This is a genomic window from Xanthomonas sp. BRIP62415, from assembly GCF_003993515.1.
In the GTDB taxonomy this organism is placed as follows: Bacteria; Pseudomonadota; Gammaproteobacteria; order Xanthomonadales; family Xanthomonadaceae; genus Xanthomonas; species Xanthomonas euroxanthea.
The window spans coordinates 154283-175932 of record NZ_QEZH01000029.1 but is presented as its reverse complement, the minus strand read 5'-3'; the positions used below and the strand labels follow the sequence as shown (position 1 = coordinate 175932).

The 21650-nt window shown below is 67.0% G+C and carries 16 protein-coding genes and 1 pseudogene; 6 read left to right on the top strand and 11 right to left on the bottom strand.

Features of this window, described 5'->3' with window-relative positions; genetic code table 11:
• Positions 1-10: 10 nt before the first annotated feature.
• From ppk1 to lpxH, 5 genes are all read left to right on the top strand, one after another.
• Positions 11-2113 carry a polyphosphate kinase 1 gene (ppk1, locus tag EO141_RS14925; RefSeq protein WP_104582478.1) on the top strand — a complete coding sequence of 701 codons (2103 nt, stop codon included), beginning with the start codon at positions 11-13 and terminating at the stop codon, positions 2111-2113.
• A gap of 63 nt (positions 2114-2176) precedes the next feature.
• A complete protein-coding gene (ppx, locus tag EO141_RS14920) occupies positions 2177-3697 on the top strand; it encodes an exopolyphosphatase (protein WP_026064255.1) in 1521 nt (506 codons plus the stop codon).
• Positions 3698-3933: 236 nt separating this feature from the next.
• Positions 3934-5070, top strand: coding sequence for a glycosyltransferase family 1 protein (locus EO141_RS14915; protein ID WP_127169557.1), 1137 nt, complete (start codon positions 3934-3936; stop codon positions 5068-5070).
• The gene (locus EO141_RS14910) at positions 5051-5593 is read left to right on the top strand and encodes a phosphatase PAP2 family protein (RefSeq protein ID WP_127169556.1); all 543 of its coding nucleotides are present in this window, start codon (positions 5051-5053) and stop codon (positions 5591-5593) included. The genes EO141_RS14915 and EO141_RS14910 overlap by 20 nt, the downstream gene beginning before the upstream one ends.
• Positions 5594-5739: 146 nt before the next feature.
• Complete coding sequence (gene lpxH, locus EO141_RS14905) at positions 5740-6483, top strand: UDP-2,3-diacylglucosamine diphosphatase (protein WP_127169555.1); 744 nt, start codon at positions 5740-5742, stop codon at positions 6481-6483.
• Positions 6484-6733: 250 nt separating this feature from the next.
• Here lpxH and EO141_RS14900 read toward each other — a convergent pair whose 3' ends face one another.
• The 11 genes and pseudogenes from EO141_RS14900 to EO141_RS14855 form a co-directional block, all read right to left on the bottom strand.
• The gene (locus EO141_RS14900; RefSeq protein ID WP_127169554.1) at positions 6734-7159 is read right to left on the bottom strand and encodes a hypothetical protein; all 426 of its coding nucleotides are present in this window, start codon (positions 7157-7159) and stop codon (positions 6734-6736) included.
• Positions 7160-7294: 135 nt separating this feature from the next.
• Positions 7295-8548: a zinc-dependent metalloprotease gene (locus EO141_RS14895; RefSeq protein WP_104582293.1), complete on the bottom strand. Its 1254-nt coding sequence runs from the start codon at positions 8546-8548 to the stop codon at positions 7295-7297.
• Positions 8549-8997: 449 nt separating this feature from the next.
• Positions 8998-9810 carry a ferritin-like domain-containing protein gene (locus tag EO141_RS14890; protein ID WP_206514808.1) on the bottom strand — a complete coding sequence of 271 codons (813 nt, stop codon included), beginning with the start codon at positions 9808-9810 and terminating at the stop codon, positions 8998-9000.
• A 268-nt stretch (positions 9811-10078) separates the two neighbouring features.
• Positions 10079-11545, bottom strand: coding sequence for an amidophosphoribosyltransferase (gene purF / locus EO141_RS14885; RefSeq protein WP_104582292.1), 1467 nt, complete (start codon positions 11543-11545; stop codon positions 10079-10081).
• 30 nt (positions 11546-11575) lie between these two features.
• Complete coding sequence (locus EO141_RS14880) at positions 11576-12322, bottom strand: CvpA family protein (RefSeq protein WP_126942406.1); 747 nt, start codon at positions 12320-12322, stop codon at positions 11576-11578.
• A gap of 221 nt (positions 12323-12543) precedes the next feature.
• Positions 12544-13602, bottom strand: a complete 1059-nt coding sequence (locus EO141_RS14875; protein ID WP_127169552.1) for an SPOR domain-containing protein — start codon at positions 13600-13602, stop codon at positions 12544-12546.
• A gap of 59 nt (positions 13603-13661) precedes the next feature.
• Complete coding sequence (folC, locus tag EO141_RS14870; RefSeq protein WP_127169551.1) at positions 13662-14954, bottom strand: bifunctional tetrahydrofolate synthase/dihydrofolate synthase; 1293 nt, start codon at positions 14952-14954, stop codon at positions 13662-13664.
• Positions 14955-15088: 134 nt separating this feature from the next.
• The gene (locus tag EO141_RS14865; protein ID WP_104582288.1) at positions 15089-15598 is read right to left on the bottom strand and encodes a hypothetical protein; all 510 of its coding nucleotides are present in this window, start codon (positions 15596-15598) and stop codon (positions 15089-15091) included.
• Positions 15599-15687: 89 nt separating this feature from the next.
• On the bottom strand, positions 15688-16332 hold the full coding sequence (locus EO141_RS14860) for a histidine phosphatase family protein (protein WP_104582476.1): 645 nt from the start codon (positions 16330-16332) through the stop codon (positions 15688-15690).
• Between the two features lie 92 nt (positions 16333-16424).
• Positions 16425-16619, bottom strand: a pseudogene (locus tag EO141_RS21725) (S46 family peptidase); the annotation flags it as partial.
• An 11-nt stretch (positions 16620-16630) separates the two neighbouring features.
• Positions 16631-18712: a phospholipase C, phosphocholine-specific gene (locus EO141_RS14855; protein ID WP_127169550.1), complete on the bottom strand. Its 2082-nt coding sequence runs from the start codon at positions 18710-18712 to the stop codon at positions 16631-16633.
• Positions 18713-18905: 193 nt separating this feature from the next.
• Here EO141_RS14855 and EO141_RS14850 point away from each other — a divergent pair, with 193 nt between their 5' ends.
• Positions 18906-21239, top strand: coding sequence for a TonB-dependent receptor (locus tag EO141_RS14850; RefSeq protein ID WP_127169549.1), 2334 nt, complete (start codon positions 18906-18908; stop codon positions 21237-21239).
• The last annotated feature ends 411 nt before the right edge of the window (positions 21240-21650 follow it).

Here is a 21650-nt window from a genome sequence, read left to right as displayed (position 1 = left end):
GACCGATTCCATGGGCCACGCCAAACACTTGCACGACATCACCCCTTCCGAAGACGTCGCCACCGATCCGCTGCGCGATCCGTCGCTGTACATCAACCGGGAACTGTCGCAGCTGGACTTCAACTTCCGGGTGCTGGCACAGGCGATGGACGACCAGGTGCCGTTGCTGGAACGGCTGCGCTTCCTGTGCATTTCCTGCACCAATCTGGATGAGTTCTTCGAAATCCGCGCGGCCACCGTGCGGCATGCGCAGGAATTCGGCCTGCCGCCGGCACCGGACGGGTTAAGCCCGACGGCCATCCTCAACGCGGTGCACGACCGCGCGGCCAAATTGGTCGAGCAGCAGTACCACGTGTGGAACGAGGTGCTGCGCCCGGCGATGGAGACGGCCGGCGTGGCGGTACTTGGGCGCTCGACCTGGAATTCGCGTCAGAAACGCTGGCTACGGGCCTACTTCCGCAACGAGATCATGCCGGTGCTGTCGCCGCTGGGTCTGGACCCGGCGCATCCGTTTCCCAAGATCCTCAACAAGACCTTGAACATCGTGGTGGTGCTGGAGGGCCAGGACGCATTCGGGCGCGCCGGTCATCTGGCCATCGTGCGTGCGCCGCGGTCGTTACCGCGCATCATCCAGCTGCCGGCGAGCCTGTCGCCGGAGGGCGCGCAGAGCTTCGTGTTCCTGTCCTCGGTGCTGTCCGAGTTCGTCGACGAGCTGTTCCCGGGCATGCAGGTCAAGGGCTCGTATCAGTTCCGCGTCACCCGCAACTCCGAACTGGTGGTGGACGAGGAAGAAGTCGAGAACCTGGCGCTGGCCTTGCGCGACGAACTGGTTACGCGCGGCTACCGCCCGGCGGTGCGCCTGGAGATCGCGCACGACTGCCCGGCACCGATCATGCGCACCTTGCTGCAGAACTTCGGCCTGAACGAAAACGCGGTGTATCGCATTGTCGGGCCGGTCAACCTGAGCCGCGTCATCCAGGTCTACGACCTGGTGCAGCGCCCCGAACTGAAATATCCGTTGTTCAATCCGCGCACATTGCGCGACACCGACGGCATCTTCCAGATCGTCAGCAAGGGCGATGTGCTGTTGCACCACCCCTTCGATGCGTTCACCGCGGTACTGGACGTGATCCGCCAGGCTGCGGTCGACCCGAACGTGCTGGCGATCAAGCAGACGCTGTACCGCACCGGAAAGGACTCGCTGATCGTCGATGCGCTGATCCTGGCCGCGCGCAACGGCAAGGACGTCACCGTGGTGGTGGAGCTGCGCGCGCGCTTCGACGAAGAGGCCAACCTGGGCCTGGCCGACAAGCTGCAGGAAGCCGGCGTGCAGGTGGTGTACGGCGTGGTCGGCTTCAAGACGCACGCCAAGATGCTGCTGATCGTGCGCCGCGAGGGACGCAAGCTCAAACGCTATGTGCACCTGGGCACCGGCAACTACCACAGCGGCACCGCGCGCCTGTACACCGACATCAGCCTGATCACGGCGGATGTGGAAATCGGCAACGATGTGCACATGCTGTTCCAGCAATTGTCCGGGCTCGCGCCGCGCATGAAACTGGAGCAATTGCTGCAGTCGCCCTTTACCCTGCATGCCGGCGTGTTGAAGCGGATCGAGCGCGAAACGCGGCTGGCCCGCAACGGCCGCCCGGGCCGCATCATCGCCAAGATGAATGCCCTCAACGAGCCGCAGGTGGTGCGCGCGCTGTATACCGCCTCGCAGGCCGGTGTGCAGATCGACCTGATCGTGCGCGGCGCGTGCACGCTGCGGCCGGGCGTGCCCGGCGTCTCCGACAATATCCGCGTGCGTTCGATCGTGGGGCGCTTCCTGGAACATAGCCGCGTGTACTGGTTTGGCAACGATGGCGCGGCAGAGCTGTACTGCGCCAGCGCCGACTGGCTGGAACGCAACCTGCTGCGCCGCGTAGAGACCTGCTTCCCGATCCTGGATCCGGATCTGGCCAAGCGCGTCTACCGCGAAGTGCTGCAGAACTACCTGGACGACAACGTCAATGCCTGGGAACTGGATGCCGAAGGCGTCTATCACAAGCGCGTCCCCGGCCCTGGCGAGCCGGCACATTCGGCGCAGATGACCTTGCTCGAGCGGATCTGAAAGCGGCGCGGGCGCGGCCCCTCACGGGGCCAACGGCCCATCGGCTACCATGCGCCCATGCCAATGCCCTCCCCCACGATCCCGCCCCTGCGCGATGGCGATTTCCTTGCCGCCATCGACTTAGGGTCCAACAGCTTCCACATGGTCATTGCGCGCTACCTGATGGGTCAGCTGCGTGTGGTCGATCGCCTGCGCGAAACCGTGCGCATGGCCGACGGCCTGGATGGCAAAGGTGGCATCTCCAACGAAGCGCGCCAGCGCGCGCTCGAATGTCTGGCGCGTTTCGGCCAGCGCATCCGCGAAGTGCCATCGTTGCGCGTGCGCGCGCTGGCCACCAACACGGTGCGCCAGCTGCGCTCGCCGCAGGCGTTTCTGATGCCGGCCGAAACCGCGCTCGGGCATGCGATCGAAGTGGTCAGCGGACGCGAGGAAGCGCGCCTGATCTATCTCGGCGTTGCGCATGCGCAACCGCCCAAGCCCGATCAACGCCGGCTGGTGATCGATATCGGCGGCGGCTCGACCGAGTTCATCATCGGCCGCGGGTTCCAGACCCTGGAACGCGAGTCCCTGCAGGCCGGCTGCATCGCCAGCACGCGGCGCTTCTTTCCCGGCGGCAAGCTGTCGAAGAAGAAATGGAAGGATGCGCTGACCGAGATCGGCGCAGAGTTCCAGCAATTCGCCAATCAGTACAAGGCGCTGGGCTGGCACGAGGCGATCGGCTCGTCGGGCACGCACAAGGCCATCGGCGAGATCTGTGCGGCGATGAAGCTCACCAAGGGCGCGATCACTGCCGAGGCGCTGCCGGCGCTGCGCGACGAGCTGCTCAAGGCCAAGCGCATCGAGGACATCCAGTTGCCCGGCCTGGCTGCCGAACGCCGGCCGATCATCGCCGGCGGCATTCTGGTGCTGGAAGCGGCGTTCCAGGCCCTGGGGCTGGAGAAGCTGATGGTCAGCAAGGCGGCGATGCGCGAAGGCATCCTCTACGACATGCTCGGCCGCGGCGGCGAAAACGACCCGCGCGACAGCTCGGTGGCCTCGCTGGTGCAGCGTTACGGCATCGACGAAGTGCAGGCGCAGCGCGTGGAGGCCACGGCCTGCCGCCTGTTCGACCAGGTCTGCGAGTCCTGGCAGCTGGATGGCGACGACGCGCAGGTGTTGCGCCGCGCCGCCCGCCTGCACGAGCTGGGGCTGATCATCGCGCACAGCCAGTATCACGTGCACGGCAGCTACATCCTGGAGCACTCGGATATCGCCGGTTTCTCGCGGCAGGAGCAGCAGGTACTGGCATCGCTGGTGCGCACGCATCGGCGCAATGTGCCCAAGACCGCGTTCGATGCGCTGCCGGATCGGTTGCTGCTGCCAACCCGACGCAAGGCCGCACTCCTGCGGCTGGCGGTGCTGCTGCATCGCGCGCACGAATCCGACCCGATTCCGACCCTGGAACTCACCGCCGATGACACCCGCCTGTCATTGATCCTGTCGCAAAGCTGGATCGACTCGCGCCCGCTGCTGCGTGCCGACCTGATCGGCGAAGTCGAAAGCATGGCCGGGCTGGGGATTGCGTTCAAACCGTTTGTGACCTGAGGCTTGCGGCCCCAGGCGGGAATCGGGAATGGGGATTCGGGAATAGTCGACCACGGAGCTCTGAGAAGTTCTGACTGGTGGCGATTGCGCTAAACGCGTGCAGCACGCTGCCTTTGCGATTCCCCATTCCCCATTCCCCATTCCCCATTCCCGGCTCCACTGTCACCGCCGCGACTTGTGGGCGCAACATCCATGCCATCGCCCTCCCGGAAGCTAGCGAAAACCGGAGAACGGGCATGCGCTACGCGATCGTTACCGAAACCTATCCCCCCGAAGTCAACGGTGTTGCGCTGACCGTGCACGGGCTGGAGACCGGCCTGCGCGCACGCGGACACCAGGTGGACGTGGTGCGTCCACGGCAGAGCGGCGATACGGATGCGGCCACGGCCCTGCTGGTGCGCGGTGCATCGCTGCCGCGCTATCCGGGACTGAAATTCGGGCTACCGGCAACACAACGCCTCGTGCGTCATTGGCAGATCACGCAACCGGATGCGGTCTATGTGGCCACGGAAGGCCCCTTGGGCTGGTCGGCGATGCGTGCGGCACGCCGACTGGGCATCCCGGTCGCCACCGGCTTCCACACGCGTTTCGACGAGTACCTGCCCGACTACGGTGCCGCCTGGCTGCAGGGCACCGCGCTGCGCTGGATGCGCCGCTTCCATAATCAGGCCGAGGCCACGCTGGTGCCCACGCGCGAGCTGCAGCAGTTCCTGCGCGACGGCGGCTTCGAGCGGGTGCAACTGCTGGCGCGCGCGGTGGACAGCCAGCAGTTCGATCCGGCCCGGCGCGATCCGGCCCTGCGTGCCGAATGGGGCATCGAAGGCGAAGGCTTCGCGGCGATCTACGTCGGACGCATCGCCAACGAAAAGAATCTGCCGTTGGCGATCCGCGCCTTCCGCAAGTTGCAGCAGATCCGCCCGAAGGCGCGCTTCGTCTGGGTCGGCGATGGCCCGGCACGCGAAAAGATCGCGCATGAAAATCCGGACTTCATCTTCTGCGGCGTCCAGCGCGGCGCGGCGTTGGCACGCCACTTCGCCAGCGGCGATCTGTTCCTGTTCCCCAGCCGCAGCGAGACCTTCGGCAACGTGACCCTGGAGGCAATGGCCAGCGGTGTGGCCACGGTCGCCTTCGACTACGGCGCCGCGCGCGAGTATCTGCGCAACGGCCACAGCGGTGCGGCTGTGGAGAACGAGGAGGCGTTCATCCAGGCCGCCGTCGCACTCACCGAGGACGATGCGCTGCGCCAGCGCCTGGGGGCTGCGGCCGCACAGGCGATGAAGAAACTGCATCCGGACACGGTGGTGTCCGACTTCGAGGCCTTGCTGATGGGCATCACCGCGACACGGGGGCGTTATGTCGGCAACGCGGCTTGAGCTCCTGCGCGGTCACGAAGCGCACTGGTGCCGGCGCGCCAATCACTGGTGCCGGCGCCACCCGGTGCGGCGTGCATTCGCCACCATCAGCCGGCTCGGCGATGGGGTGTTCTGGTACAGCCTGATGGGTTTGCTGGTGCTGCTCGACGGCATGGACGGCGCGCGTGCATCTGCGCACATGGCCGCCACCGGCGTGCTCGCGCTGAGCTTGTACAAGTCGCTCAAGCGCTGGACGCGCCGACCACGCCCGTACGCGGCCGACGTGCGCATCCGCGCCTGGGTGGCGCCGCTGGACGAGTTCAGTTTTCCGTCCGGCCACACCTTGCATGCGGTGTCCTTCAGCATCGTGGCACTGGCCTACTACCCGTGGCTGGCGCCCCTGCTGGTGCCGTTCTCGGCCGGCGTGGCGCTGTCGCGCGTGGTGTTGGGCCTGCACTATCCCAGCGATGTCCTCGCTGCCACCGCGATCGGCGTAGTGCTGGCCAGCCTGTCGCTGTGGGGATTGCCGGTGTTGCTCGGCTAAAGCGTGAGATCTGCCATCACCGCGCTTGCCTGACCAAGCCGAGGCCCCTCGTCGCCCAGCCGGCCGTTCACCTGGCACTCGCGCCGCGATGCAACGCTCCACCGATTGCCGATTCCCGTCCCGCGCTGCCGCCGTACAATGGCGCAATGACGACCCTGTTCATTTCCGACCTGCACCTGGATCCGGCCCGGCCGGCGATCACCGAGCTGTTTCTGGACTTACTGCGCACGCAGGTGCCGGGCAGCGACGCGCTCTACATCCTCGGCGATCTGTTCGAAGCCTGGATCGGCGATGACACGCCATCGACCGCTGCCGATGCGGTGGCCGTGGCGCTGCATGCGGTGGCCGATAGCGGCGTGCCGGTGTTCTTCATGCCGGGCAATCGCGACTTCCTGGTGGGCGAGGCATATGCGCAACGCGCCGGCTTCCGCATCCTGCCCGATCCCACGGTGGTCGACTTGTACGGACACCCGACCCTGCTGATGCATGGCGACCTGCTGTGTACCGACGACACCGCCTACCAGGCGTTCCGTGCACAGACGCGCGATCCGGTCTTCCAGGCGCAGTTCCTGGCGCAGCCGCTGGCCGCGCGGGTCGCCTTCGCGCAGCAGGCACGCGCTGCCAGCCAGGCGCGTCATGCAGAACTCAAGCAAGGCGACCAGTCGCGCTTCGAGACCGTCACCGATGTCACCCCGGCCGAGGTGGAAACCACCTTCGTGCGGTATGGCCTGGACCGTCTGATCCATGGCCATACCCATCGCCCTGCGATCCATACCCTGCAGGCCGGCGGCCAGACCTGCACCCGCATCGTGCTGGGCGACTGGTACGAACAAGGCTCGGTGCTGCATGTGGATGCCGACGGCGTTTCACTGGAGCAGCTGACACTTTGACGTAGCTGACCGCAGCTAGCGAGCAGCCGCAGCGGGCGCAGGCCACTCGCCCGGAAGCACGGTGCGGGCGAGATACCACGATGGGCATCGGCCGCTCCGTCTGCAGGCGCGCCGTGGTTTCGACATCTGGCCTGCGCACGCTCGACGTGCTGCTAGCCGCGCAGGAACCGCAGCTGGACGCGCTGCCGGTAAGCCCGATCGCGCCAGATGCTGTTACGCAGCCGCACAGTCCATGCAGCATCCCAAGGCATCACTGCATGCTGCGCGCATGCTCGGCGTAGTCGACGAAGTCGGCGTTGACCACGTCGTACCAGAGCACCGTGCCATCGGCCTGCACGCGGAAACGATCGCGCACCGGGTTGGTCTGCGGGTCGCCGGGGCACTCGTTGCCATGCCGCTCGCGCACTGCGAAGTCGAACGCATCCGCTGCGGCCTCAGCGTCGTCTTCGTCGACGATGCTGATGCAGTTGTCCGGATAGAAATGGTCAGCCTGCAGCCGGGTCTCCAGCACATGCAGCGCACGGGCACGGGCACGGGCATCGTTGCCGGTCGGCGCGGCCGGCGCGGACACGGCCGGTGTGGGTGGCGCAGGGGCTGGGTCGGCAGGTTGCTGTTTGCAGCCGGCAACTGCCAGCGCGGCCAGGCACAGCGCCGCGTAACGCAGGGACTTGGACATGGGTGCTCCGCTCCGCAGGACACGCCGGCGACAACCGGCAGTGCCTCTAGTCTGCGCGATCACTGCGCCTGCGTGTAGCGGCAAAGGCCCGGCACCTGCGGTGCCGGGCCGACAGCGGAACGCGACGCGTGGTCCTCAGCGGAAGCCGGCGATGGTGGCCTTGGTATTGACCAGCACGCGCTGATTGTCGGCGGTGCTGGCATTGCCCATCGGCACGCCGTTGTAGCTGATGTTGGGGTTGGACCAGTAGTTCAGGCGCGGGCAGCCGCTGCTGCAGTCGTAGGCCATGATGGTGCGCCAGCTGTTGCCATAGCGATAACCGTGTCCGTACGCGTACGGCGAGGTGCTCGGGTCGTTGGTGGCGTCGTGACGGGCGCTCTGCAGATGGCCGATTTCATGCGCGAAGCTGTAATAGCCGGTGGCGCAATCCCAGTACACCGAGGCGAACGCGGTCGCGGCGGTAGAGCCGATCCCCGATGCCAGGCCGCAGTAGCTGCTGTTGTTCAACACGATCACGCCCACATCGGCGGTGTAGGTGTTGCGGCTGGTGTGGATGCTGTCCATGTAACCATCGTTGGTCACGCGGAAGCGCTGCAGGTCGGTGGTGAAATTGCCGGTTTCGCTGTAGCTGGTGGTCTCGTAACGCGCCAGTTGCAGGGTGATGCCGACATTGCTGTTGATGTAGCCCTGGTTGGCCTCGGCCACTGCCAGTTGCACCAGCGACTGCATGTTGCCGCCGTAGGCGGTCACCGCCTGATTGGTCGCCACCACCAGCACGCGGATGGTCGCCGGGCTGCCCGATGATGCGGCGGCCGCGGTGACGCGCCCGTCGCTGGGCATGTCGATCTTCGGCAACAGGCTGTATTCGGCCGGGTGCTCCTGCGGCAAGCGGCTTTCCTCCACCTGCACCAGGACGTGGCGGCCATCGGCGAGCGGGCGCAGCCGATACAGCTTGCCGGCGTAGCGGATGGTGCCGGTGACGGTATCGCCGCTGCGCACCAGGATGGCCGAGTTCAGCGGATCCACCCCCGACAGCGTGCGTGCGCGGGTCCCGGCGCGCGGGCCGAGGTTGCCGTACCACACGCTATCGCCGCCTTCCAGGGCATCGACCTTGGCCTGGGTGGCGGTGATGGTCTGGCCGTCCAACTGCAACTCCAGCAGCTTTTCCGAGGCGGTGACCGCACCGGCGTCGAGCTGGACCACCTGCGCGTTGGCCGTGGACGGTGCGCTGAGCAGGCGCTGCAACGAAGGTTCGGCAGTGGCGGTGGCGGCCGCGCTGCGGCTCAACGCCGGGCCCGATTGATACAGCGGCTTGCCGGCAGCGGCGGCCGAACCGGCCAGGCACATGGCGATCAGACCCACCGTGGTGCACATCGACTTCGACTTCATCGTCTCTCTCTCCTTAGACATGGAAGTAACGGATGTGAAACACCGGGCCCCTGCCCCCGGGACGCCATTAAGGCGCGCCGTGCCGTCCGGATTGCAAGTTGTTACAAAAGAAAATTACGTTTTTGTGATGTCTACCGTTGAATGGATGCGATTCCGGCGGCTGCATGGAAGGACCCAGCGCACAGTCCGGCGGTCGATGGCGCGTTGCGACGCACGTCGTCTGCGGTGTCCGGCGACATCGAGTCCGCGTGACTGCCGGGCGACCGGTGGCGGTGCGCATCGATGCGGCACGTTGCGCTCGCTCCGCACGCAGTGCGCCCGGTGCTGCATGCACGACACGGCGGGCGCGTTTCAGGCAGCGCGGCATCGGTAGGGGCCGATTCGATCTGCCCGCCTACGGCGCTCGAGCGAGCGTGCAACTACGGCCCACGCCTCCCACCACCGGCTGCTCAGCCGGCCTGCTCCACCAGATCGGCCAGTTCGTCCTCGTCGAAGCCGGCAAGCAGCCGCGCCTGCAGATTGAACGGCCCGTGCAGGTAACCGCCGGCGTACTCGTGCAGCAGCGCCTTGAAGCGCGCGCGCGGCTCGATGCCGGCCTGCGCGCAATACCAGCGGTACCAGCGCGAGCCGGCCGCCACGTGCGCCACTTCCTCGCGCAGGATGGTGTCCAGCACCTCGGCAGTGGCGGTATCGCCGAGCGAACGCAGTTTGACGATCATCGCCGGCGTCACATCCAGCCCGCGCGCTTCCAGCACGCGCGGCACCAGCGCCATGCGCGCCAGGCCGTCGTGCGCGGTTTTCTCGCACATTTCCCACAGGCCGTTGTGCGCGGCGAAGTCGCCGTAGTCGTGGTGGTGTGCGTGCAACCGCGCGCGCAGCAGCATGAAGTGGCGCGATTCGTCATCGGCCACGCCAACCCAGTCGGCATAGAACGCCTCCGGCAGCCCACGGAAGCGATACACCGCATCCCAGGCCAGATCGATGGCGTTGAGCTCGATATGCGCGATGGCGTGGATAAAGGCGGCGCGCCCTTCCAGGCTGCCCAGCCCACGCCGCGGCAGCTGCCGCGGATGCACCAGCACCGGCCTGGCAGGCCGGCCCGGCATGCGGATCGGCTGCGGTGGCGCCGCCTGCGGCGATGGCAGCGGCAGGGTGCCGACGCGGAACGCGGCCGCATGCCGCTGCGTCAATGCGACCTTCTCCAGCGGATCGGCCGCCTGCAGGCAGGCATGTGCGGCTTGCAGAAGATCCATCGTGTCCATCACTCCGTCTTTGCGATAAACCGCAGGGCCGACAACACCGGCAGTTGGCGCTTCACGCTGCAGCGGCGATCGCCATCCCGACGCCGCCATCGCATGTTCGGTCTGCGCACATCCACAGCGGCCGGCGAAACTGCCGCACCACCGCAGCGCACGCCATGTCGCGCCCGGCTGCAGCCAGCTGACGCCATCACCACGCAGCCGGTCCGCATGGCACAGGGACGCCATGCCATGCCTGGGGAACGCCGGCCTGCAGCGCTAGCGCAGACCCTTACGCGCGGCGACGCTTCTTGGCATCGTCCGAGCGCAGCTGCTGGATGCGTTCGAAATAGCCCGGCTCGATGCCGGTGATGTATTCGCCGTTGAAGCACGAGGAATCGAACTGCTGGATGTCCGGATTGCCTTCGCGCACCGCCACTTCCAGGTCTTCCAGATCCTGGTAGATCAGCCAGTCGCAGCCGAGGAATTCCTGGATTTCCAGCTCGCTGCGGCCATGCGCAATCAGCTCTTCGGCCGCCGGCATGTCGATGCCGTAGATATTGGGGTAACGCACCGGCGGCGCGGCCGAGGCGAGATACACCTTGCGTGCACCGGCATCGCGCGCCATCTGCACGATCTGCCGGCTGGTGGTGCCGCGCACGATCGAATCGTCGACCAGCAGCACCACGCGGTTGCGGAATTCCAGGTGGATCGGATTGAGCTTGCGCCGCACCGATTTCTGCCGCTCGCCCTGCCCCGGCATGATGAAGGTCCGGCCCACGTAGCGATTCTTGACGAAGCCCTCGCGGTACTTCACCCCGAGCACGTTGGACATCTCCAGCGCCACATCGCGCGAGGTGTCCGGAATCGGAATGATGGTGTCGATATCGTGATCCGGGCGCAGGCGCAGGATCTTCTCGCCCAGCTTCAGGCCCATGCGCATGCGCGCCTTGTGCACCGAGATGTTGTCGATCATCGAATCCGGGCGCGCGAAGTACACATACTCGAAGATGCACGGCGCGTTGACGGTCGGCGCGGCGCAGACTTCCGAAAACAGCTCGCCGCGCGCGGTGATCACCATCGCCTCGCCGGGGCGCAGGTCGCGCACGCGCTGGTAGCCGAGGATGTCCAGGGCAGCCGATTCGGAGGAGACGATGTATTCGGTGCCTTCGGCGTGCTCGCGCTTGCCCAGCACCAGCGGACGGATGCCGTGCGGGTCGCGGAAGGCCACCAGTCCCAGGCCCAGCACCACGCTGACCACCGCATAGCCGCCCTTGCAGCGGCGGTGCACGCCGGCCACCGCGCGGATCGCCGCCTCGGGGGTGAGCATGCGCTGCGCATCCAGCTCGTAGGCGAACACGTTCAGCAGCACTTCGCTGTCCGAATCGGTGTTGATGTTGCGGCGGTCGGCCTCGAACACCTGCTGGCGCAAGGCCTCGGTGTTGATCAGGTTGCCGTTGTGCGCCAGCGCGATGCCGTAGGGCGAGTTGACGTAGAACGGCTGCGCCTCGTCCATGCCTTCCGAGCCTGCGGTCGGATAGCGGCAATGCGCGATGCCGACACGGCCTTCCAGCACCGCCATCTTCTTCTCGTCGAAGACATCGCGCACCAGCCCGTTGGCCTTTTGCACGCGCAGGCGCGTGCCGTCTGCGGTGGCGATGCCTGCGGCGTCCTGCCCACGATGCTGCAGGACGGTCAGGCCGTCATACAGCTGCCCGGCGACGTTCTGGTTGCCGACAATACCGACGATGCCACACATGGTGCGCGTTCTCCGCTACGGCTTGCGCCGTTACTGTGAAGGGGGCCGTGCCTGGCCTTGGGGCTCGACCCGAGCCGGGTCGCTTTCTCCGCCGCGAACCTGCGCCGGATCGATATTGGCCGGCATCGCCTGCGCCGGATTGCGTCCGTCGCTGGCGGCTTTGCCGGGTTGTCCAAGCGCACGCGTGATGGTGTCACTCAGACCGGACCCGGACAGCGCCTTGCCCAGGTCCGTATTATCGCCTGCCGAGGGCAACTTCCCCAACTCCGTTGGCAGGTTGCCGAGTTCCATCGATGGCATGTCCATCGACGGCATCCGCCAGGCCGGTAGTTGCGCCCGCATCCAGCTCGCGCCCGGCGACAGCATCGGCATCAGCATCGACTGGCGCCAGGCCGGCTCGCGCGGCAGCGGCGTGAAGCTCATCAGCAGCACCAGCACGCTGGCCAGAAAGCCGCCGCGCACCAGGCCCAGGCCGAAGCCGAGCATGCGGTCCATCCCGCCCAGGCGCACCGCATCCACGCCGGCGCGGATCACCATGCCGATCACCGCCACGGTGATCAGCACGCCGACGAACACCATCGCGTAGCCGCCGAACGACTCGGTGGCCGACGGATGCTTGCCATCGGCAATCCAGCGCGCGGCCGGGCCGCCGAACTGGAACGTCGCCCAGCCGGCCAGCAACCACGACAGCGTGCCGACCACGATGGCGACAAACCCGCGCAGCAGGCCCAGCAGCGCCGATACCAGGATGATGACGCCCAGCACCATGTCGATCATTGCCCACTTCTCCGCGCGGCGCGCACGCCGCTGGTCCAACCTGGCTCGGTGTTCATTGCGCTCCCCTCCATGGGTGTGAGGCGATCAGGAATCCGCTCGCCGCCGGCGATACCACGCGAAACGGTGACACGGCGTGCTGCGGGCGAGCCGCACCACGCAGCGAACCACCCGACTGCCGATCCTCGGCACTGACCGCGCCCGCCCGATGGCGGCGCAGTGGCTTACGGATGCGGACGCACCATGCCGGAAATGCCGACCTTGGCCGCCACCTGCGCGCGCAGCTGTTCGGCATCGCCGCGATTGGCGACCGGGCCGACGCGCACGCGGTTGAGCGCGCCCTTGTCGGTGCGCACCTGTTCGACGAAGGCGCTGAAGCCAGCGGCGCGCACGCGGTCGCGCAAGGCGTCGGCGTCTTCGGCGCGACCGAAGGCGCCCAGCTGCACCGCAAAGCCGACCGAGCTGGCTGCCGGCGCGGCGGGCGCCGCGACGACCGGCTTGGCCGGCTCGGGCTTGGCCGGCTCCGTTTTCGCCACCTCCGGCTTGGCCGGGGCAGGCTTGGGCGCTTCGGCCAGCGTGGGCGCGGTGGCCACCGGCTTGGCCGGCTCCGGCGGCAGGCTTTCGGTCTTGGTCGGGGCGGTCGTGCCGGCGGCGGCCACGCTGCTGTTCGGCTTGGCGGCCGTTGCGGGCGCCGGCGTGCTGGCTGCCGGCGCCGGCGCGGCGGCGTTGGCATCCAGCGTCACCACCTGGGCGTTGACATCGCTGCGCACCTTCACCGCCTGCAGGCGCGCCGCTTCGGCCTGGACCTGATCGACATACGGCCCCACGCGCACGCGCCAGGCCGGGCGGCCGTTGATCTGGGTCTTTTCGCTGAAGCCGGGCAGCTGCGCCTGCTTGAGCCGCGCCAGTACCGCGTCGGCATCGGCGCTGGTGGCGTAGGCACCGAAGTTGACCGCGTAGTTGCCGGCCGCCACCTCGGGTGCCGACGGCGCGCTGGACGGGTTGGCCAGATCGGCCGCGTCCGGGTTGTCCTGCACCGCGGCCGGCGCGGTGGCGGCACCGCGCATGCCCAGCGCGCCACCGGCCGGCGCATCGCCCGGGGTGACCAGCGGCAATTCGCGGGTCTCGAACTCGCCATTGGCCGGTGCGGCAGGTGCCTCCAGCGGCACGTCGGCCACGCCGCTCGATGGCGCAGGGCCCTTGACCAGCATCGGCAGGAAGATCACGGCGAGCGCCACCAGGACGATGGCGCCAATCAGTCGCTGTTTCAGAGCAGTATCCACGTAGAGAGACGAAAGGCGGCGTGGCGGGGTGCCGCGGCGATTATAAGGCCGCAGCCGGGCTACCGCCCCGGGTGGAATGAACGAAGTGCGTTTAGCGCGTCGGCAACGGTATGAAACGAGCCGAACACCAGCACCCGATCACCGGGGGCGGCCTGCGCCAGCACTGCGGCCAATGCGCCCGCCACGTCGCCGTGACATACCGCCTGCGCTGCCGCACTGCCCTGCAGACGGGCCTGCAAGGCCTGCGCCGACTGCCCACGCGCGCCGTCCAGCCCGGCCAGGGTCCAGTGGTCGACCTGCGTGGCCACCGCATCCACCACGCCTAGCACGTCCTTGTCCGCCAGTGCGGCGTAGATGGCATGCGTGCTGCCCGTGTGCGCCTGCGCGCCCAGTGCATCGGCCAGCGCGCGCGCGGCCTGCGGGTTGTGGCCGACGTCCAGCAGCACCTGCACGCCATCGACGTCACAGCGCTGCAATCGCCCGACCACCTGCGCGCTGGAAATTCCCTGCGCCCACGCGGCATCGGGCAGCGCTTCCGGCAAGGCCTGCAGCGCGGCAATTGCCGCGGCCGCATTGGCCAGCTGCACCGGCGCGTGCAGGGCCGGCATCGGTAGTTCCAGCGTCACCGCGACATCGCGCCAGCGCCACTGCGGCGCTTCCGGATGCTGCGCCTCGATCGGCTCGAAGAAGTAATCGCTGCCGGCGCGGATCGCGTTGGCGCCCAGCTGGTAGGCACGCCGCAATACGCTCGATGGCGGGTCGATTTCGCCCAGCACCACCGGCTTCCAGGCGCGGATGATGCCGGCCTTCTCGGCGCCGATCGCTTCGCGGTCTTCGCCCAGCCAATCGGTATGGTCGATATCCACGGTGGTGATCACCGCCACATCCGAATCGACGATATTGACTGCATCCAGGCGCCCGCCCAGGCCGATTTCCAGCACCGCCAGGTCCAGCGCGGAGCGCTGCAGCAGCCACAGCGCCGCCAGCGTGCCGTATTCGAAATAGGTCAGCGTGGTGTCGCCGCGCACTGCCTCGACCGCCGCAAATGCCTCGACCAGCGCGGCATCGCTCGCATCAACGCCATCGATGCGCACACGCTCGTTGTAGCGCAGCAGATGCGGCGAGGTGTAGCTGCCCACCTTCCAGCCGGCGGCGCGCCCGATCGCCTCGATGAAGGCCACGGTGGACCCCTTGCCATTGGTGCCACCGACCACGATGACGTGCCTGGCAGGCGCGGCAAGCTGCAGACGTGCCGCCACCTCGCGCACGCGCTCCAGGCCCATGGCAATGGTGCTTGGATGCTGCTGCTCGATATAGACGAGCCAGTCGGAGAGGGAGTCGGTTGCGTTCACGGCGGGGACTGCGCAGGAAGAACCGCATTATCGCGAATTTTCAGGCCCTCACGTCGTCGGACAAACGACGCCATCTTGCCCAGGCGCATGCGCCTGTCGTTGCCGACTCCAATTGTCTGTGTCGGACGTCCCGATCACCGGGCGTCTTCGATCGCTGCAACCCGCATTCCCAACAGCGAGCGCTGGCCGGTCAACACCACGGTCACCTGCTGATCGAGATGCCGACGATAGAGCGCCTCGCTGACGCACAGATGGCCGGGAAACCGATTTTCCAGCGGCCCGCCACGCAATCGGTATTTGCACGAACGCCCGCTTTGAAAGTACTCGACCTGCATCACATGCGTTTCCTTGAAATCGACACCGGCCATACGCGTGTACACCCACGGCGCCCCTAGAGCCAGTACGAGCCAGCACAGAAATCCCAACAGCGGCGGCGCCAGGCAGATCGCCAGAACCGTGTTCAGCGGCTGCGTACCGAAGACCGCCTTCCATCCGCCGATGCGATAGGCCGGCGCAAAGATCAGCACCGTCAATGCGCCTCCCAGCAGCACCATCGGCGCTACCCAGTTTCGACCCGAAAGAAACGGTGCGGGAATGAAGTCGGAAAACACCGCTAGCGCCAACAGGCCGCACACACTGCCCAAGACAGCGCACCGAAGCACCTTGGGCCAGTTGGCGATGGTCCGGCGATGACGCACCACAGCGCGATCCTGCATCCTTGCCGGGCGTTGCCTTACAGCGCCCGATGCTTGGCTTCGCCAAAGAACGGCGTGTGGTGCGCGCAGTCGTTCAGGCGCACCACTTCCAGGTGATCCACGTCCTCGCCTTCGAGCAGGTTGAGCGTGGTCGGCGCCTGGCGGAAGGTCCACAGCCGGGACAGCGGCAGGCCCAGGATCTTGCACAGGATCACGCGGTTGACCGCATCGTGCGCGACCACCAGCAAGGTGTCGGCCGCGCCCAGGCCATCGGCCGCGCGCGCCAGGCCGCGCCAGCTGCGGTCCAGCACCTGACGCAGGGATTCGCCGCCGGGCATCAGCACGGTATCGGGCTCGTCGCGCCAGGCGCGCAGACGTGCCGGATCCTTGTCGTTGATCTCGCTGGCCAGCAGGCCTTCCCATTCGCCGTGGGCGATTTCCTGCAGGTCTGCATCGGTCTGCAGCAGGTTTTCGCGCGCGCTGCCCAGCGCCAGCCTGGCGGTGGCCTGCGCGCGTGACAGCGGCGAGGCCACCGCGCGGGTGATCTCCAACGACTGCAGACGCGCGCCGAGCGCGGCCGCCTGGCCTTCGCCGACCGGCGACAGCGGGATATCGATCTGGCCCTGGTAGCGGCCTTCGGCGTTCCACGGCGTCTCGCCGTGACGGGCAAGCAGGATGCGCATGCGCGAGAGATTCCTTGGGGGAAGGGGCCGGCTCGCCGCAGCGAAACGGGAGCGCATGATAACCCCTCCCGCTGCGGTGCCGGCCGCCCGCGTCAGCGCAGGCCGGGGTGCTGCAGCGGTGGCGGTGCCGGGGCCACTTCCGTCATGACCCAGCGCAACCACCGCGATCCACGGCGACGATGCGAGTCATCGCCGGATCGAAGATCCAGCTGCCGCTCACCGACTTCCGGTTGCCATCAAAAGGCCGGGGCAACCAGCCTGCCCTGCGCCTCGATCACCGGCGAACCACGACACCGGCTCAGGCGCGCCCGAATGCCGGATCACTGCGGCTGGGCCTGCCGGTTTCCAGATGCCCGGCCAGCCGGCGGCGGAACGCGGTTCCGGGCTGTTCCAGCACGACGTCGTACCAGTGATCACTGGCTGCAAGCGCCAGCCGCACGGTCTGGCGCTGACCTGCGGCCAGGTGCATCGACCGCACGGCCGGGTCTGCATAGTCCAGCGCGCGCAGCTGCAGCGTGCACGGTTGCCGCCCGGCGTTGCCGATGTCCAGCACCAGCATCTCGCCGTCCTGCCGCGCCTGCAGCCACGGCGCTGCCGATTGCGTTCCGGCTGCAGCGAAGTCGCCGGCAAATTCGCGCAGGAACCCATTGGGGCCATGCACGCTCAGCGCATAGGCGCCGTTGTGCGCAGCGCCGACCGGCACATCGTCCAGCTGGGTGCCGGGCAACACGGTGTAGTACCACGGGCCGCCGCTTGCAGCGCTGGTGTAGACATTGAACGCGGCCGCCGCAGCGCCGCTGTTGACGAACTGCAGTTGCACGCCACCTTCGCCCTGCACGCGCGCATGCACCTGCAAGGCGTACGGCAATGCACGTGCCGGACGTTGTCCCGGCTCCTGGCGCGGCATGCTGGCCCTGGTCGGCGCCACCGGTAGCGGCTTGTCGCGCACCGCGGCGGTGCGCGCGCGGTAGTCGTCGACCGACGGCAGTGCGCTCACTGCCGAATCGTCCGGCTTGCGGAAATCGAACACGCTGGTCAGATCGCCACTGACCGCCCGGCGCCACGGGCTGATGTTGGGTTCGGCCACGCCGAAGCGGCGTTCCAGCAACCGCAGTACCGAGGTGTGATCGAACACCTGCGAATTGACCCAGCCGCCGCGCGTCCAGGGCGAGATCACCAGCATCGGCACGCGGATGCCCAAGCCCATCGGCACGCCGGCGTAGACCTCCCCGCGCGTGTCGACGTTGCTGCGCCCCATGCGCGCATCCAGCGCCGGCAACGCTGCGGGCACGTGATCGAAGAAGCCGTCGTTCTCGTCGTAGTTGATGATCAACGCGGTCTTGGCCCACACCTGTGGGTTGGCGGTGAGCGCATCGATCAGGCGCGCCACCAGCGACTCGCCATAGGCCGGCGGCGCTTCCGGATGTTCGCAGTACGCGGTGGGCGGCACGATCCAGGACACCTGCGGCAAGCGGTTGGCCCGCACGTCGGCGGCGATCGCGGCGATGAGATGCTCGGCCTGCGTGGTGGCGGCGTTGTCGGCGGTGGAACCGGGCACGCAGGCACGCGCACGCCGATAGCGTTCGTCGTCGGGGTGCAGATCACGATAGTGCGAAAAATACGCCAGCGAGTTGCAGCCGAAGTTGTCGTACTCCTGGTACACGCGCCAATCCACGCCTGCGGCCTGCAGGCGCTGCGCGTAGGTGGTCCAGTCCATCGCCGCATACCCGGGCTTGTCGCGTGCCATGTCGGCGGTCCAGTTGCCGTCGTCGGCGTTGGTCACCACCTGCGCGCCGAGATTGCCCACGCTGGTGCCGCTGGTGCCGGTGAACAGGTACATGCGATTGGGATTGGTCGGCCCGTGCAACGAACAGAAATACCCGTCGCAGATGGTGAAGGCATCGGCCAGTGCGTGGTAGTACGGGATGTCGTGACGCTGGAAATACCCCATCGTCAATTCGCCCTTGTACGGCACCCAGGCGTCGTACTCGGCCCAGCGCGCCGGGTCCTGCCCGTGGCCGGCTTTCCAGGAGTGATCCAGGCTCTTGATCAACGGCGCGGACGTGTTTTGCGAATCGAAGGCGAACGGCAACAGGCGGCGTCCATCCGCGGCCGGCTGGCTCCAGACCGGGTGGCCGTCGCGCAGCTGCAACGGACGCGGATCGCCGAACCCACGCACGCCACGCAGCGTGCCGAAGTAATGATCGAACGAGCGATTCTCCTGCATCAGGATCACCACGTGCTCGATGTCGCGCAGTGTGCCGGTGCGCGAGTTGGCAGGCAGCGCGAGTGCGCGGCCGATCGAGGACGGCAGGGCGCCGGCGGCGGTCAGCGCGGCGACGCGCTTGAGGAAATCGCGGCGCGAGGGGGAAGACGTCATGGCTACGGAACCTGCGAGAAATACGTGTACATGCCGCGCACTGCGGCCGGGTAGGACACGTATAGCGGTCAAGCACGACAGTTTTGCGACAGCCACCGTCATCAATGTTTCATACGTCGTTGACACCCTGCGTCGCGAAACGCCGGTCTTGCACCGTGCGTCGCCCTCAGCCGTGCTTGAACAGGATTCCCCCATGACTTCCGCTCGTCGCTTTCATGCCACTCCGCTGGCGCTTGCCCTGGCCGCGCTGCTTCCGGTCATCGCATCTGCGGCCACACCGGTTGCCGTTGCAGAGGCACCGGTAGCCGATGCCCCGGCCACCGTGGCCGATGCCGCCGCCAATGCCACCCAGCTGGACGCGATCAATGTGGTGTCGCAAGGCAGCACCCGCCAGGTCCAGCGCATCAGCCGGCAGGACATCGAGCAGCTGACACCGGGCAGCAGCGCCTTCAAGGCGGTGGAAAAATTGCCGGGCGTGCAGTTCCAGTCGGCCGATCCGTTCGGCACCTACGAGTGGTCCACGCAGGTCACCCTGCATGGCTTCGACCAGAGCCGGCTGGGCTACACGCTCGATGGCATTCCGCTCGGCAACATGAGCTACGGCGTCACCAACGGCCTGCACATCACCCGCGCCATCATTTCGGAGAACCTCGGCTCGGTGGAGATCGCGCAAGGCGCCGGTGCGCTCGGGACTGCGTCCAACACCAACCTCGGCGGCACCATGCAGTTCTACTCGGCCGATCCGCAGACCGCGCCCGGCCTGCGCCTGGTGCAGACGGTCGGCAGCGATGCCACGCGGCGCACCTTCGTGCGCGGCGACACCGGCGACCGCAATGGCCTGTCGGCGTATCTGTCCTACGCCAATGCCAGCACCGACAAGTGGAAAGGCTTCGGCGACCAGCAATCCGAGCAGGCCAACCTCAAGACCGTCTACCAGTGGGGCGATGGCAACCGTCTGAGCCTGTTCGTGGATACCTCGCGGCGCAAGGAATACGACTACATGGACCTGTCGTTGACCAGCCAGCGCGCGCTGGGCTGGGACCACGACTATCTGCAGCCGGATTGGGCCACCGCGGTGCAGATGGCACGTGCATATCAAACCACCGGTGCCACCAGCGGCGTGGCCAACGGCTATCCGCAATCGCTGGCCGGGCTGCCCGACGATTACAGCTGGCTCGACGCCAGCTACTACGCCGGCGGCGGTCTGCGTCGCGACAACCTGGCCGGTTTGTCGGGCACGTTCGTGTTCGGCGGCGCCACGCTGGATGCCACCGGCTACTACCACGGCAATCGAGGCGAAGGTCAGTGGGTGACGCCGTATGTACCGACCTCTGCGCAGGTTCCGCTGTCGATGCGCACCACCGACTACGGCCTGGATCGTTACGGCGGCACCAGTGCATTGAAATGGTCGTGGGGCAACCACGATCTGGAAGTGGGCCTGTGGGCGGAAAACGCACGTACCACGCAGCAGCGCAACTACTTCGCGCTCGGCAACGAGGGCTATACCTCGCTGTACAACGTGTACGAAGTGCAGGCGCCGTTCCGCCGCGATTTCCTGCAGCGCTACACCACCCAGACCCGCATGCTGTACCTGCAGGACAGCGTGCGCCTGCTCGACGACCGCCTGACCATCAACTACGGTGCAAAGGCGCTCAGCACCACCACGCGTGCGCAGTCCCTGGTGCCGACCACCGCGCTGGCACAGGGCCGCATCCGCGCCGAGGACAACTTCCTGCCGCAGGTTGGCATCAACTACAAGCTGGACGAACGCCAGGACATCTACGCCTCCTACAGCAAGAACATCGCCGCATTCGGCTTCACCCCGTTCGGCACCTCGCAGGCGGCGTTCGACCGCAGCCGCTCCACGCTGGAGCCGGAAGAATCGCAGACCGTGCAGGTGGGTTACCGCGTGCAGGATGCGCAGTTCCAGCTGTCGGCCGACGCCTACTTCACCAAGTTCTCCAACCGCTTGTTGACCACCTCGCCATGTAGCGCGGTGCAGACCTGCGCGGCGATCCTGAGCAATGTGGGTGCCGTGCATAGCGCAGGTGCGGATCTGGCCTTGATGTGGCGTCCGATGGAAGGCCTGAGCTGGTTGAATTCGCTGTCGTGGAATCGCTCGCGCTACCAGGACGATTACCTCAACAACGGCGTGGTCGCCACCTCCGGCAAGGACGTGGTCGGCATCCCCGCGTTGATGTTCTCCTCCAGCGCCAGCTACCAACTCGGCAACCTGCGCCTGGATCTGGACGGCAAGTATGTCGACAAGCGCTACATCACCTTCCTCAACGATTCGCAGGTGCCCTCGTACTGGCTGTTCAATGCGGGCGCGCGTTACGACTTCGGTCGCGTAGGCGGGGTGGCCGATGTGGCGTTGGCGCTCAACATCACCAACCTCACCGACAAGCGCTATTTCGCCAGCACCGGCACCAACGGCTACGTGGCCTCCGATCCGCAGGGCTACAACCAGACCATGGTGGTCGGCGCGCCGCGCCAGTACTTCATGAGCCTGGATGTGAAGTTCTAAGCAGCTCTGCACCACCTAAGGCGCCCTCATCCGGCGCTACGCGCCACCTTCTCCCGCATGCGGGAGAAGGCATGCCGAAAGTCCCCGATACCTCGAGCAGGTCGGCAAGTTACTTTTCCGGGGCTTCACGCGTTCACGCCTGCTCGGCCGCTCCGTATCTCGGCCTCATCTGCTTGTTGTCTCCCCAGCTTTTCCTTGTTTTTCCTGATTCTCTTCTGTCTTCCCCGCTTTTCCTTTCTGCCTTCCCTGCGTGTCTGCCCTCCCTGCATGGACACCGACGCATTCACGCAAGGCGTCGATCGCATCGCCCCGCTGCGGTGGCCCTTCCTGCACTGCAACTTGCTTGCTTGTTGACTTACGTGCTTGTTGGCTTCCCTGAGCCTCGAGTTCACTGCCTGTTGCCTTCCCTGC

Bases quoted from the DNA above. Each gene is read 5' to 3' on its own strand.
- ppk1 (WP_104582478.1), top strand. From the start codon at position 11: ATGGGCCACGCCAAACACTTGCACGACATCACCCCTTCCGAAGACGTC.
- ppx (WP_026064255.1), top strand. From the start codon at position 2,177: ATGCCCTCCCCCACGATCCCGCCCCTGCGCGATGGCGATTTCCTTGCC.
- EO141_RS14915 (WP_127169557.1), top strand. From the start codon at position 3,934: ATGCGCTACGCGATCGTTACCGAAACCTATCCCCCCGAAGTCAACGGT.
- EO141_RS14910 (WP_127169556.1), top strand. From the start codon at position 5,051: ATGTCGGCAACGCGGCTTGAGCTCCTGCGCGGTCACGAAGCGCACTGG.
- lpxH (WP_127169555.1), top strand. From the start codon at position 5,740: ATGACGACCCTGTTCATTTCCGACCTGCACCTGGATCCGGCCCGGCCG.
- EO141_RS14900 (WP_127169554.1), bottom strand. From the start codon at position 7,159: ATGTCCAAGTCCCTGCGTTACGCGGCGCTGTGCCTGGCCGCGCTGGCA.
- EO141_RS14895 (WP_104582293.1), bottom strand. From the start codon at position 8,548: ATGAAGTCGAAGTCGATGTGCACCACGGTGGGTCTGATCGCCATGTGC.
- EO141_RS14890 (WP_206514808.1), bottom strand. From the start codon at position 9,810: ATGGACACGATGGATCTTCTGCAAGCCGCACATGCCTGCCTGCAGGCG.
- purF (WP_104582292.1), bottom strand. From the start codon at position 11,545: ATGTGTGGCATCGTCGGTATTGTCGGCAACCAGAACGTCGCCGGGCAG.
- EO141_RS14880 (WP_126942406.1), bottom strand. From the start codon at position 12,322: ATGATCGACATGGTGCTGGGCGTCATCATCCTGGTATCGGCGCTGCTG.
- EO141_RS14860 (WP_104582476.1), bottom strand. From the start codon at position 16,332: ATGCGCATCCTGCTTGCCCGTCACGGCGAGACGCCGTGGAACGCCGAA.
- EO141_RS14855 (WP_127169550.1), bottom strand. From the start codon at position 18,712: ATGACGTCTTCCCCCTCGCGCCGCGATTTCCTCAAGCGCGTCGCCGCG.
- EO141_RS14850 (WP_127169549.1), top strand. From the start codon at position 18,906: ATGACTTCCGCTCGTCGCTTTCATGCCACTCCGCTGGCGCTTGCCCTG.